The following is a 12,584-nucleotide window of genomic DNA, read 5'->3' as shown; positions in this document are numbered from 1 at the left end:
GGCGGTGTCTTGCGAAAACTATATGCCAGTAAGTATTGGATCTCAAACGATGTTCAGGATTACTCTCGAGGGATGGCACGACGAGGTTCATACGCGAAGGGCGTCGCCAGACGCGAGGAGATCCTCGAGAGCGCTCTCGACGTGATCGGCCGCAAGGGCTATCAGAACGCCTCGCTCAAACAGATCGCCGAACTCGTCGGCGTCACCCCCGCCGCGCTCCTGCACTACTTCGGCAGCAAGGAGGAGCTCTTCACCGAGGTGCTGCGCAAGCGCGACGAACACGACGGCATGATGCCGCAGGCGCCGGACCCGGCCGACGGCAAGTCCGCGTTCATCGACGTCATCCGCCACAACACCGAGGTCCCGGGCGTCGTCGAGCTGTTCTCCCGCCTCTCGGTCGACGCCGTCGACCCCGCACATCCGGCTCATCAGTACTTCCTCGAGCGCAGCGAAAGACTCCGCGACAGCATCACCCATTCCTTCGCCCCGGATGCCGCCCACCGAGCGACACTCGACCCGGACACCATGGCGCGGGTGATCCAGGCGGTCGCCGACGGGTTGCAGCTGCAGTGGATGATCGATCGCTCGGTCGACATGCCGGGGATCATCGGCGCCCTCATGGACGTGCTCTACCCGACGACCGATCAGCCGGAGACGCCCCCCGCTGAACGCGAAGAACCGCCCTCACCCTGACTGGCAGGAGGGACGGTTCTTCGGAATCGATCGTGCGGTCAGCGCGAGTACGTCAGCGCACGTTGCCGTTCGAGCAGGTCTGCTGCGCGGCCGAGTTTCCCTTGATCGTGTCAGGCAGCGCCACCACGTTCTCCGGGGTCGCCGCGGGATCCGGCGTCGCCGCCTCCCCGCCGGCTTCCGCAGGAGTCTGCGTGGCAGGATCCGTCACCACGACACCGTCGTTCTCGGTGTTCTGATGCGTGACCTGCAGCTGGGCGTTCTCGTTGATCGCGGTCCACATGGCCTCGGCGGACTCCTTGTCCGGCACCACACGGTTGGGGTCGGCCGGGTCGGCGAACGTCGGGTACTGCAGGAAGACGATGTCCTCGAACGGCACGGACTTCACCGCGAGCGCGATCTGGACGATCTTCATCGGGTCGGCGAGCGAGGTGCTCGCCTCGACGTTGTCGAGACCGGTGGTCGCGAGCTTCAGCATCATAGGGACGTTTCCGAGGGTCTCGCCGCTGATCAGCGTGCGCGCGAGGCTCGACATGTACTGCTGCTGGTTGCCGATGCGTCCGAGGTCGCTGCCGTCTCCGACGCCGTGTCGGGTGCGCAGGAACTGCAGAGCCGTGATGCCCTCGATCACGTGGTTTCCGGCCGCCAGGTCGAGGCCCGTGTAGCGGTCCTTGATCGGAGAGGCGAGGCAGACCTCGACGCCGCCGATCGCGTTCGTGATCTCGATCACGCCGCCGAAGGTGACCGACGCCGCGAACTGGATCTCCTGACCGGTGAGGTCTGACACGGTCTTCGCGACGCAGTTGAGTCCGCCGTCGGTGTACGCGGTGTTGATCTGCTGCTTGCTCATCGCGGAGTGCACGTCGCCTTCGGCGTCCTCGCACTCGGGAATCGGGACCATCATGTCGCGGGGCAGGCTGACGACGGTGATTCGGCGGGGCTCCTCCGACACGTGCAGGAGAAGGTTCACGTCATTGAGGGTGCCTTCGGAGTCCGCGCCGGTGCAGCGCTCTCCGAAGTACTGCGCATAGGCCTCTTCGCACGTGTCGACACCGGTGAGGAGCATGTTGAACCCGCCCTCGTACTCGCTGATGTCAGGCGGCAGCTGCTCGGTGCTGTCCAGCTCGACCGCGTTGGCCGAGACCGTGCTCGAGAGGTCGTAGACGATGTACGAGGCGACGCCGAAGCCGCTCACCAGCACGACGGCGAGGCCGATCGCGATGAACGTCAGAAGCTGGCTGACGGGGCCCGGCGAGTGGAGCTGCCCGTGTCGTGCGATGGTACGACGTCGTCGGGTGTGAGGACTCACTCGGGACCTTTCGGTTCAGCGTGCGGTGCGGGGGGACACCGTTCCCTGGAATGCGGAGGGTGTGGGATTCGAACCCACGAGACATCTCTGCCCACTGGTTTTCAAGACCAGCTCCATCGGCCACTCGGACAACCCTCCCGACAGACGAATCTGCCGACAAGCCGTGAGTCTAGCCGAGTTCTATTCTCTCGCGCTGACCTGGGCGGCTGCTGGAAGCGTGTTGAGGGCCATCGCCAGGCCGCCGTCCTCGACGTCGCCGGTCACCTCGCCCGCGGCATCCTTGACCTCTGCGGGCGCCTGCCCCATGGCTACGGCACGGCCATCGAGCCCCAGCGCCCAGCCGAACATGCCGATGTCGTTGCGTCCGTCGCCGGCCACGAAGACCTGACCGCGCTCGAAGCCCAGCTCGGTGCGCACGCGCTCGAGCGCCGTGCCCTTGTCGACGCCCTGCGGCGCGATGTCGAGCCAGGCCGTCCAGCCGATCGCATACGAGACCTCGTTGAGCCCTGCGTCCGCGACGAGGCGGTGGAAGTCCTCCTCGTCGTGCCCCGGCGACACGACGACGACACGGGAGACCGGCTCGGCGACCAGCTCCTCGAAGCCGACCTGCCGTCCGCCGTCGAGCGTCCAGTCGTCCAGATGCTCGGTGTAGAGCCGCAGCCCCGAGCCGAGCTCGACCATGTAGCGAGCCTCGGGCAGGCGCTCGCGCAGCAGGGCGAGCACGGGAGACGGGTCGAACGTCTCGATGTGCCACCGCTCCCACTCATCGCCCACTCGACGCATGGTCACCGCTCCGTTCGAGCACACCACGAACTGCGGGGTCAGCTCGAGCTGCTCGACCCAGCGACGCGTCGCCATCCAGCTGCGTCCCGTCGCGATCGTCACCTCATGGCCGGCATCCCGCAGCCGCGCGACGGCCTCGGGCACGCCGGGGCTCATCGTCTCGTCCTGCAGGATGATCGTGCCGTCGACGTCGAGTCCGACGAGCCAGGGAGCCGTCATGCGGTCGGCTCCAGAACCTCGAGCCCGCCGAGGTACGGCCGCAGCACCTCTGGCACGCGCACAGAGCCGTCGGCCTGCTGATGCGTCTCGAGCAGCGCGACGATCCATCGGGTCGTCGCGAGTGTGCCGTTGAGCGTCGCCACGGGCTGCGTCTTCGACGTCTGCCCCTCGTGGGCCTCGGGCCGGTGCCGGATGTCGAGGCGGCGCGCCTGATAAGTCGTGCAGTTCGAGGTGGAGGTGAGCTCGCGGAAGGCGCCCTGCGTGGGCACCCACGCCTCGATGTCGTACTTGCGCGCTGCGCTCGAACCGAGGTCACCCGCGGCGACGTCGATCACGCGGTAGGCGAGGCCGAGCGAGGTCAGCATCTCCTCCTGCAGCGCGACGAGGCGCAGATGCTCCGCCTCGGCATCCTCGGGGTTCGTGTAGACGAACATCTCGAGCTTGTTGAACTGGTGCACCCGGATGATGCCGCGGGTGTCCTTGCCATGAGAGCCCGCCTCGCGGCGATAGCAGGTCGACCAGCCGGCGTACCGCAGCGCACCCTCGCCCAGGTCGAGGATCTCGTCCTTGTGGTATCCGGCGAGCGCGACCTCGCTGGTCCCCACGAGGTACAGGTCGTCGTCCTTGTCGAGGTGGTAGACCTCGTCTGCGTGCTCGCCGAGGAATCCGGTGCCCTGCATGATCTCCGGCCGCACCAGGGTGGGCGTGATCAGCGGGATGAAATCGTTCTGCAGCGCCTTGTCGAGCGCGAGGTTCATGAGCGCGATCTCGAGTCGCGCGCCGATGCCTCGGAGGAAGTAGAAGCGAGCGCCCGACACCTTCGCGCCTCGCTCCATGTCGATCGCGCCGAGGATCTCGCCGAGCTCGAGGTGATCGCGCGGCTCGAAGTCGAATGCGGGCACCTCGCCGACTCGGCGCAGCTCGACGAAGTCGGCCTCGCCACCCGCGGGAACGCCGTCGATGACGACGTTCTCGATGCGTGCGAGAGCAGCGGCCAGGGTCTCGGCGGCTTCGTTCGCCGCCTGCTGCGCCTGCTTGACACGCTCGGCGAGGTCCTTGACCTGCGCGACGAGCGCCGCCTTCTCTTCCTTGGGGGCCTTCGCCACCTGCTTGCCGAACGCGTTCTGCTCGGCCCTCAACTCTTCGAACGCGGCGAGCGCCGCCCGACGCGATCGGTCTGCCTCGAGTGCGATGTCGACGGTGCCCTGGTCGTTGCCACGGGCGGCCTGAGAGCGGCGGACGATCTCCGGATTGTCGCGGAGGAGTGCGAGGTCGATCATCCACCAAGTCTATGGTGCGTCCCGGGCGCGTCAGCCGCGGTCAGGCGCCGCCGACGCCCGGGTTAGAGTAGCGCCATGACGAAGAGCGCCCCCGCCAGGCGACAGGCGGCGCTCGTGTACAACCCGATCAAAGTCGACGAGAAGCATCTGCGGGACAGGGTCCGAGTCCTCTCGCGCGAGGCCGGGTGGGAGCACCCGGCCTTCTATCCGACCACGATCGAGGACCCCGGTCAGGGAGCGACGGCCCAGGCCCTCGCCCGAGCTGTGGATGTCGTGCTCGTGGCCGGCGGAGACGGCACGGTGCGCGCGGTCTCCGAAGCCATCGCGAACACGGGGGTGCCACTCGCGATCCTGCCGAGCGGCACCGGAAACCTGCTGGCGCGCAACCTGGGTCTTCCGCTCGCCGACCCCGACGAGATGATCCGCGCGGCGCTCGGCGAGTTCCGCCACGCGATCGACATCGGCTGGGCACGCCTGACGCGAGAGAACGGCGAGCACGAGGAACACGCGTACGTCGTTCTCGCGGGCGTCGGGTTGGATGCCGACATGATCGCCAACACCCGCCCCGACCTCAAGAGATCGGTCGGGTGGATCGCCTACGTCGACGGAGCCGCGAGGTCGCTCGTGGGCGCCGAGCCGTTCCGCTCCGTGTTCCAGATCGACGACGGACGCCTGCACTCGACCAAGGTGCACAGCATCCTGTTCGCGAACTGCGGCACTCTGCCGGCGGGCATCTCCCTGATCCCCGACGCCTCGATCACGGACGGCATCCTCGATGTCGCGGTGATCCAGCCGACCGGCATGTGGGGCTGGCTCGGAGTCTGGCGCAAGATCTGGTGGGACAACTCGGTGCTGCGACGCTCGCGCGCGGGCCGGCGGGTGCTCGAACGTCGGGGCAGGGATGCGTCGGTGCACTACTTCCGCGGAGCCGCCGCCGAGGCCGCCGTGACGTCGCCCACCTCGATCGAGCTCGACGGCGATGAGTTCGGGACGGCCGTGCGCGTCACCTGCCGCGTGGACCCAGGAGCGCTCCTGCTGGCTCTTCCCGCCGACCACCCGGTCGCGTCGCTCTGACCCCCGCGGGTCGGAAACCCTCCGACGACTGCGTCAGCCGCGCACCTCGACCGTGCCGTCGAGGCCGCCGCCGACGAGTGTGAGGGTGAAGGCGTCGTCCTCGACGGCGTCTTCGCCGAACTCGAGGATCGTCGCACGCGGCGCCATGTCCATGGTGCACACCTGGTCCTCGTCTGTCGCGAAGGTCGCCGTGCCGGAGGCGCCCGACCCCTCGAGGTTCTCGACCACGGGGGCGCAGCTCGACGAACCCCAGGTGAGCAGCACCAGCGAGCCGTCGTCGAACCACCCGGCGCTCGGGGTGTACTCGGTCGACGAGCCGGGGGTGCCGGTGAACGAGGGGTCGCCGTCGAGATCGACGTCGTCGACGGCATCGCCGTAGGTCACCTGCAGCGTGACCTCCTTCGTCGGATCGACCCCTTCCGGCAGCGCACCGATGCTCGCTCGGGACGCCAGGTCGGCCGTGCAGGCCTTCTCGCCGTCTCCCTCGGACTCCGGCTCGACGAGTGTCACCGAGACGATCTGACCTTCGGCCGACACCGTGTCGACCTGCGGAACACAGGTGGAGGATCCCCAGGTCACGACCGCGAACATGCGGCCGTCGTCGAGCAGCGTGCCCTCGACGTCATCCGAGTCGTCGGTGCTCTGACCGGGCCCGCTCGAGGGGTTCGAGGTCGCCTGCGACCCGGTGGCCCCTGGACCTATCGTGCACCCCGCGATCAGCAGCACGGCAGCCAGGGATGAGAGTGCGGCGACGACACGCGATGGCGATTCCATGCACACAGGGTACCGGCCGCGCTCCCCCGCGGGTACCCCGTCGACGCGCCCTATTGCAGCGCGGAGGTGAGGCGCGCGAGGTTGTCGAGGACGGTCGAACGCAGAGGCTGCTGCATCCACTCCTCGAGCGTCAGCTCCCTGCTGAGCGAGCGGTACACGTCTTCGACCTCGCGCATCTCGGCGACGAACTCCTCGCCTCGCACCAGCATCGACACCTCGAGGTTCAGACCGAACGAGCGCATGTCCATGTTGCTCGAGCCGATCACGGCGACCTGGTCGTCGATCGTGAGGCTCTTGGTGTGCAGGATGTACGGCCGACGGTACATCCAGATCCGCACCCCGGCCTTGAGCAGCGCCTCGTAATAGCTGCGCTGCGCGTGATAGACCATCGCCTGGTCGCCCTCTTCGGAGACGAACAGCTCGACCGCGACACCGCGGTCGACCGCGGCGGTGACGGCGAGCAGCAGCGCTTCATCCGGAACGAAGTACGGGCTGACGATCATGATCTTCTCTTTGGCCGCATAGAGCAGCCCGAGGAAGAGACGCAGGTTGTTCTCGACCTCGAACCCCGGCCCCGACGGCACGACCTGGCAGTCGAGGTCTCCCGACCCCGTCTCGGCGTGCGAGATGTCGATCTCCTGCAGCACCTCGTCAGTCTCGCTGTACCAGTCGCTGAGGAAGATGGCGTTCACGCTCAGCACGACGGGTCCGTCGATGCGGACCATGAGATCGACCCAGTGCAGCCCGCGCTTGATGTTCTTGGGAAGGTTGTAGGTCGAGTCGGTGACGTTCTGAGAGCCGAGGAACGCCACTTTGCCGTCGACGACGACGAGCTTGCGGTGGTTGCGCAGGTCGGGCCGCTGCATGCGTCCCTTCAGCGGCTGCACCGGAAGCATCAGATGCCAGTTCGCACCCATATCGTTGAGCCGCTTGACGGTCTGCCGATACTTCGGCTTCCATCTGTTCGCCCAGTGGTCGAGCAGCACGCGGACGTGCACGCCGCGCTCTGCGACCTCTTCCATCGCCCGGAAGAAGTTGTCCGTCGAGGCATCGGCCTGGAGGATGTAGAACTCGATGTGGACGTAGTCCTCGGCCTTGCGGATCTCGTCGGCCATCGCGTCGAGCGAATCCTGATAGTCCGCGATCAGATGCGCACCGTTGTCGCCCGAGATCGGGAGGGCTCCGAGCCTGTGGTTCATCTCGACGAGCGGGGGGAACCAACTCGGGGCATCCGGGCGCAGGGTGCCGAAGTGCAGATGCTCGCTCGTCTCGGCGATGTACTCGTTGATCTGATCCTGCTTGCGCCGCCGGGCGCGGGGCAGACGCGGGTTTCCGATGAGCAGGAAGAGGAAGACCCCGATGAACGGGATGAAGAATACTGCGAGCAGCCACGCCATCGCCGCAGTGGGTCGCCGGTTGCGCGGGATCACGATGATCGCCGTGATGCGGATCGTCAGGTCGAGGGCGATCAGGAACGCCGCGGTCCACCAAGCCCAGATCTCGGGCGTCATCCCTCGTCCTCTCGGCCGGTCGGCACTGCGACGCCGGTCGCGTCAGTGGGCACCGACGAAGGTGCGCTGGCTACACAGTATCCGATGGGGCCGACGCTGCTCAGGAGCGCGGCGGCAGACCGCGCGCAGCCCGCTCCTCGGCCTCGATCCGTGCGTGCACCTTGCGTTCGGTGCGATCGAACCGCAGGATTCCGCGGAGAACGAAGAAGAACACGACGCTCACCCCGATGGTCGGGATGATCGACCATGCGGCTGCGAGCCAGAAGTTCTCCATGACTCCATGGTACGCGACCCACTAGTCCTCCACACTCGAGGGCCCGAAGCGGATCGACCATCGAGGCTGTGGAATCGAACCACGACGGCGTCCGCCCGATGAGACTCGCCGGATGACAACACTGCTCCGTGCTTCCGGCTCCGCTGAGTTCCTCAGCATCGTCCCCTCCCTCGCAGGCTTCACCCCGACCGAGAGCCTCGTCCTGCTGCCGTTCCGAGGCACACGCACGTACGGTGCGATGAGACTCGACCTCCCCCGTGACGACGTCGAACTCGAGGACTATGCGGATGCCGCGGTCGGCCTGGTCGCGAGGGTCGAGCGGACGGATGCCGTCGCCCTCGTCGTCTACACGGATGACGCGGTGCAGCAGACGCGAGACGGGCTCGTCCTGCCTTTCGCGGTCGAGGTCGACGAACTCCTCGGGCGGGCGGAGGACGCCGGCCTGCGCATCGTCGACGCGCTCTGCGTGACCTCGGGCGGCTGGTCGAGCTACCTCGACGGCGACCCGCAGCTCCGCGCTCTCGATCGCGCGGCCCCCGAGGTTCCCGGCGTCGGCGATGTGTCGGGCGATCAGATGTCCGGTGCCGTCCTGCCGGCGGCCGGCTTCGCAGACAGAGAGAGGGTGGGGCGAGCGCTGCGTGACGTCACCGACCTCCTCGCACGGGGCGGAAAGCCCGGGCCGACGGGCACCGAGAACCCCCAGGCGATCGCTGCGCTCGTCCTCCTCGAAGACATCCCGGCCTTCTTCGAAGCCGTACTCGCATCGCCCGACGACCTGCCGCCCTTCGCCACCGCCGCGCTCCTCTGGTGCCTCGAGCGACCGCTCTTCAGGGATGTGGCGCTGACGCAGTGGGCCTCGGATGTCCGTGGCGGCGAACGCACGCTCGAGGCGCAGCTCAGCTTCGCCGATACAGGGTCGACCGTGCCCGACGACCTCGGTGATGTCTTCCTCGGGCGAGGACCCACGCCCGATCCGGAGCGGCTGGCGGTCGCCCTCTCACTCGTCCGCACCGCCGCATCGCTCGCGCCTCGGGCCACGAGACCCGCGCCGCTCACTGCTGCGGCGTGGCTCTCGTGGGCGCTCGGCCGCTCGAGTCACGCCGCACAGTACCTCGATCTCGTGCGCGCGATCGATCCCGAGTACGGCCTCGCAGCCCTGCTCGAGACGATGATCAACGCGGCGATGCTGCCGGAGTGGGCGTTCAGACGCGGCGCGACACCCGCTACTTGACGAGCGGGAACAGGATGGTCTCGCGGATGCCGAGCCCCGTGATCGCCATCAGCAGGCGATCGATCCCCATGCCCATTCCGCCGGACGGCGGCATGCCGTGCTCGAGTGCCCGCAGGAACTCCTCATCTACGGGCATAGCCTCGACGTCGCCTCGAGCGGCGAGCTTCGCCTGTTCGACGAACCGCTCGCGCTGGATGACGGGGTCGACGAGCTCGGAGTATCCGGTCGCCAGCTCGAAGCCGCGGATGTACAGATCCCACTTCTCCACCACACCCTCGATCGAGCGGTGCTCGCGCACGAGGGGCGAGGTGTCGACGGGGAAGTCCATCACGAAGGTGGGGCGCACGAGGTCGCCCTTCACGAAGTGCTCCCAGAGCTCTTCGACGAGCTTGCCGTGCGTCGCCTGAGCGGGCAGGTCGACGTCGTTCGCCTCGGCGAAGGCGATCAGGTCCTCGACCGAGTCGCTCGGGGTGATCGTGCGGCCCGAGGCCGCCGACAGCGACTCGTACATCGAGATGCGGTCCCATTCGCCGCCGAGGTCGTACTCGGTGCCGTCGGCCCAGGTCACCGTGGTCGAACCCGCGACGGCGATCGCCGCCTGCTGCACGAGCTCCTGCGTCAGAGCGGCCATCTGGTTGTAGTCGCCGTAGGCCTGGTAGGCCTCGAGCATCGCGAACTCCGGGCTGTGCGTCGAGTCGGCACCCTCATTGCGGAAGTTGCGGTTGATCTCGTAGACACGCTCGATGCCACCGACGACGGCCCGCTTGAGGTACAGCTCGGGCGCGATGCGCAAGTAGAGCTCGGTGTCGAAGGCGTTGGAGTGCGTGACGAACGGACGAGCGGATGCTCCACCGTGCTGCACCTGCAGCATGGGCGTCTCGACCTCGAGATAGTCGTGGCTGCCGAACGTCGCTCGGAGGCTCGCGTTGACCGCGGCACGGGCGCGCACGGTGGTGCGCGCCTGCTCACGGACGATCAGATCGAGATAGCGGCTGCGCACACGCCCCTCCTCGCTGAGCTCGGAGTAGGCGTTGGGCAGCGGCAGGATGGCCTTCGAGGCGATCGCCCACGCGTCGGCCATGATCGACAGCTCGCCTCGGCGACTCGAGATCACCTCACCGTGCACGAACACGTGATCGCCGAGGTCGACATATTCCTTCCAGTCGGCGAGCGACTCCTCGCCGACGTTGGCGAGCGAGATCATCGCCTGGATGCGCGAGCCGTCGCCGGCCTGCAGCGTCGCGAAGCACAGCTTGCCGGTGTTGCGGCTGAAGACCACGCGACCCGCGACTCCGACGACGACACCCGTCTCGGCACCGGCCTCCAGCTCGCCGTACTCGGCGCGCAGCGCGGGGATCTGGTGCGTCACGGGCACGCTCACCGGGAAGGCTCCCCCGCCGGCATCCGTTCGGTTCGCGACCAGACGCTCGCGCTTGGCCAGGCGCACGGCCTTCTGCTCGTGCACGTCTTCTTCGGTCGCGGCGGTGGTCGTGTCGGGCGCGGCAGACGCGTCAGTCATTCGGGGCTCCTTGAAAGTCGTGTCCAGTTTACCGAGGTCGCGTCCCTCACCCCGCGGTCGAGTCTGGGTAGCCTCGAAGCATGGCAGCCACCAGACTCGCCCGCGCTCTCGTCACGACCGGCCTCGCTGCCGCTGCGCTGCTCGCGTCAGCGGCTCCCGCCGCCGCAGCAGCGCCGCCCGCATCCTCAGCGACCGATGCGACGGTGGTCCGCGCGGACGTCGACGACTTCAGTTACGCGTCGTGGGATGCACGGTACGAGGTGGGGCTCGACGACGACGGGCGCGCCCGCATGCACATCACAGAGACGCTGACGGCGCGATTCCCCGACTTCGACCAGAACAAGGGGATCGTCCGCGGGCTGCCGACGAGCTACGAGAATGCCTGGCTCGATGCACGGGTGCTCTCCGTGACCGACGAGACCGGGGCCGATGTGCCCTACGAGACCGACACCGAGGATGGACTGCTGCTGATCCTCACCGGCGACGACGACTACGTGCGCGGACTCACGACCTACGTCATCGAGTACGAGATGCGCGACGTGATCCTCGCGGCCGACTCGGGCGTCGACGAGTTCTACTGGGATCTGCTCCCCCTCGACAGCACCCAGCCGATCGAGGATTTCCACGCCGAGGTCGCGTTCGATGAGACGATGACCGATCGGATGACCGGCGACGCGCGCTGCTATGCCGGCTACGAGGGCTCGACCGACGAATGCGACCTGACCGCATCCTCCGACGGCTCGCAGCTCGACGTCGAGGCGAACGAGCTGTCACCCGGCGAGGGCATCACGATCGCCGTCGGGTTCGAGCCGGGCACCGCAGCGCAGCCCTCGGCTCGGCAGCCCGACCCCGTGACCGACACCGTGCCCGCGATCGCGGCGCTCGTAGGGCTCGGACTCTCGATCGCCAGCTGGTTCGCCGTCTCGACCTTCAAGAAGAACCGGCGCACGGCCAGCGGCATCATCGTCGCCCAGTACGACGTGCCGGACTCCCTGCCGCCGCTGCTGGCCGCCGCGATCGTGCCCGGAGCCAAAGACCCGATCCCCGCGGAAATCGTCCACCTGGCTGTGCGCGGCACGCTCCGCATCGAAGAGGGAACAGACGCCGAACAGCCGCGGCTGCGACGCCTTCCGGGTGGCCGGATTCCCGACCACCTCGATGTCGAGGCGCTGGACGCTCTGTTCGCGGGCGCCGACTCCGACGGTGTCGCCGAGCTGCCCAGCTCGAGCGAGGACTTCGCCGCCCGCATGAAGAGCCTGTCGCAGCGCGGCATCGAGGCCGCTGTCTCGCGCGGGCTCACCACGAAGGCGCGCAGCAGGGGCGCGATGATCCTGCAGTGGTGCGCGATCGCCGTCGTGCTGGCCGGCTTCGCCCTGGGCCTATGGGGGATCATCGCAGGGAGGGTCACGGCGATCCCCGCGTTCGTGGCGATCGCCTTCGGCGCGCTCCTCGTGCTGCTGTCATCCTTCTACGGCTTCTCGAAGCACACGGTCCTCTCGGCCGAGGGCGCTCGGCAGTACGAGTACCTCATGGGTGTGCGGGAGTTCATCCGCGTCGCCGAAGCCGATCGGCTGCAGATACTGCAGTCGTACTCCGGTGCCGAGCGACGGCAGGACGGCAGCGCGAACGTGATCGTCGTCTACGAGCGCCTGCTCCCCTACGCGATGCTGTTCGGCATGGAGAACGAGTGGGGCGCCGTGCTCGAGCACGTGTACTCCTTCGAGCAGCGTGGGGCGACGTGGATCGGTGACCCCAGCACGCCGTTCGTCCACGGTCAGCTCATGGCGTTCGCCGCCTCTTCGCACGCTTCCGCGACGTACTCGGCGCCGAGCGCCAGCAGCTCGTCGAGCGCCGGCGGATCGTTCGGCGGCGGATTCTCGGGTGGTGGCGGAGGCGGCGGCTTCTCGGGCGGCCGCTGAC

The 12,584-nt window shown here is 67.9% G+C and carries 11 protein-coding genes and 1 tRNA gene; 4 read left to right on the top strand and 8 right to left on the bottom strand.

Translation table 11 applies throughout. The features are described from left to right. Positions 1 to 72 precede the first annotated feature (72 nt). Positions 73 to 693: a TetR/AcrR family transcriptional regulator gene (locus FIV50_RS02950; protein ID WP_140036116.1), complete on the top strand. Its 621-nt coding sequence runs from the start codon at positions 73 to 75 to the stop codon at positions 691 to 693. 52 nt (positions 694 to 745) lie between these two features. On the opposite strand, the gene FIV50_RS02945 is transcribed toward FIV50_RS02950, so the two are convergent. The 4 genes from FIV50_RS02945 to serS all read right to left on the bottom strand — a co-directional run bounded on the left by FIV50_RS02945 (position 746) and on the right by serS (position 4,281). After that, a complete protein-coding gene (locus tag FIV50_RS02945; RefSeq protein ID WP_140036115.1) occupies positions 746 to 1,999 on the bottom strand; it encodes an LCP family protein in 1,254 nt (417 codons plus the stop codon). A 53-nt stretch (positions 2,000 to 2,052) separates the two neighbouring features. Beyond that, positions 2,053 to 2,137: transfer RNA gene (locus tag FIV50_RS02940), tRNA-Ser, on the bottom strand. Between the two features lie 42 nt (positions 2,138 to 2,179). Next, a complete protein-coding gene (locus tag FIV50_RS02935; protein WP_140036113.1) occupies positions 2,180 to 3,001 on the bottom strand; it encodes an HAD family hydrolase in 822 nt (273 codons plus the stop codon). Continuing rightward, positions 2,998 to 4,281 carry a serine--tRNA ligase gene (serS, locus tag FIV50_RS02930; protein ID WP_140036111.1) on the bottom strand — a complete coding sequence of 428 codons (1,284 nt, stop codon included), beginning with the start codon at positions 4,279 to 4,281 and terminating at the stop codon, positions 2,998 to 3,000. The genes FIV50_RS02935 and serS overlap by 4 nt, the downstream gene beginning before the upstream one ends. Positions 4,282 to 4,356: 75 nt before the next feature. Here serS and FIV50_RS02925 point away from each other — a divergent pair, with 75 nt between their 5' ends. Then, entirely contained in the window at positions 4,357 to 5,355 is a 999-nt protein-coding gene (locus FIV50_RS02925) for a diacylglycerol/lipid kinase family protein (RefSeq protein WP_140036110.1), read from the top strand. A 33-nt stretch (positions 5,356 to 5,388) separates the two neighbouring features. Here the strand turns inward: FIV50_RS02925 and FIV50_RS02920 are convergent, their stop codons facing one another. The 3 genes from FIV50_RS02920 to FIV50_RS17625 all read right to left on the bottom strand — a co-directional run bounded on the left by FIV50_RS02920 (position 5,389) and on the right by FIV50_RS17625 (position 7,914). After that, on the bottom strand, positions 5,389 to 6,129 hold the full coding sequence (locus FIV50_RS02920) for a hypothetical protein (protein WP_140036109.1): 741 nt from the start codon (positions 6,127 to 6,129) through the stop codon (positions 5,389 to 5,391). Positions 6,130 to 6,179: 50 nt separating this feature from the next. Then, positions 6,180 to 7,640 carry a cardiolipin synthase gene (gene cls / locus FIV50_RS02915; RefSeq protein WP_140036108.1) on the bottom strand — a complete coding sequence of 487 codons (1,461 nt, stop codon included), beginning with the start codon at positions 7,638 to 7,640 and terminating at the stop codon, positions 6,180 to 6,182. A 100-nt stretch (positions 7,641 to 7,740) separates the two neighbouring features. After that, positions 7,741 to 7,914 carry a hypothetical protein gene (locus FIV50_RS17625; RefSeq protein ID WP_164481682.1) on the bottom strand — a complete coding sequence of 58 codons (174 nt, stop codon included), beginning with the start codon at positions 7,912 to 7,914 and terminating at the stop codon, positions 7,741 to 7,743. Between the two features lie 112 nt (positions 7,915 to 8,026). Between FIV50_RS17625 and FIV50_RS02910 the strand changes: the two genes are divergently transcribed. After that, a complete protein-coding gene (locus FIV50_RS02910) occupies positions 8,027 to 9,145 on the top strand; it encodes a DUF4192 family protein (RefSeq protein ID WP_140036107.1) in 1,119 nt (372 codons plus the stop codon). Here the strand turns inward: FIV50_RS02910 and lysS are convergent. After that, positions 9,138 to 10,664 (bottom strand): lysine--tRNA ligase, encoded by a 1,527-nt coding sequence (gene lysS, locus FIV50_RS02905; RefSeq protein WP_140036106.1) that lies wholly within the window; start codon positions 10,662 to 10,664, stop codon positions 9,138 to 9,140. The two genes, FIV50_RS02910 and lysS, sit on opposite strands and share 8 nt — an antisense overlap. Before the next feature lie 80 nt (positions 10,665 to 10,744). Here lysS and FIV50_RS02900 point away from each other — a divergent pair, with 80 nt between their 5' ends. Then, the gene (locus FIV50_RS02900) at positions 10,745 to 12,583 is read left to right on the top strand and encodes a DUF2207 domain-containing protein (protein WP_140036105.1); all 1,839 of its coding nucleotides are present in this window, start codon (positions 10,745 to 10,747) and stop codon (positions 12,581 to 12,583) included. Position 12,584 lies beyond the last annotated feature (1 nt).

This window comes from Microbacterium foliorum, from assembly GCF_006385575.1.
Taxonomy (GTDB): Bacteria; Actinomycetota; Actinomycetes; order Actinomycetales; family Microbacteriaceae; genus Microbacterium; species Microbacterium foliorum_B.
The sequence above is the reverse complement of the archived record's forward strand: the minus strand, read 5'-3'. Positions and strand labels throughout refer to the sequence as shown.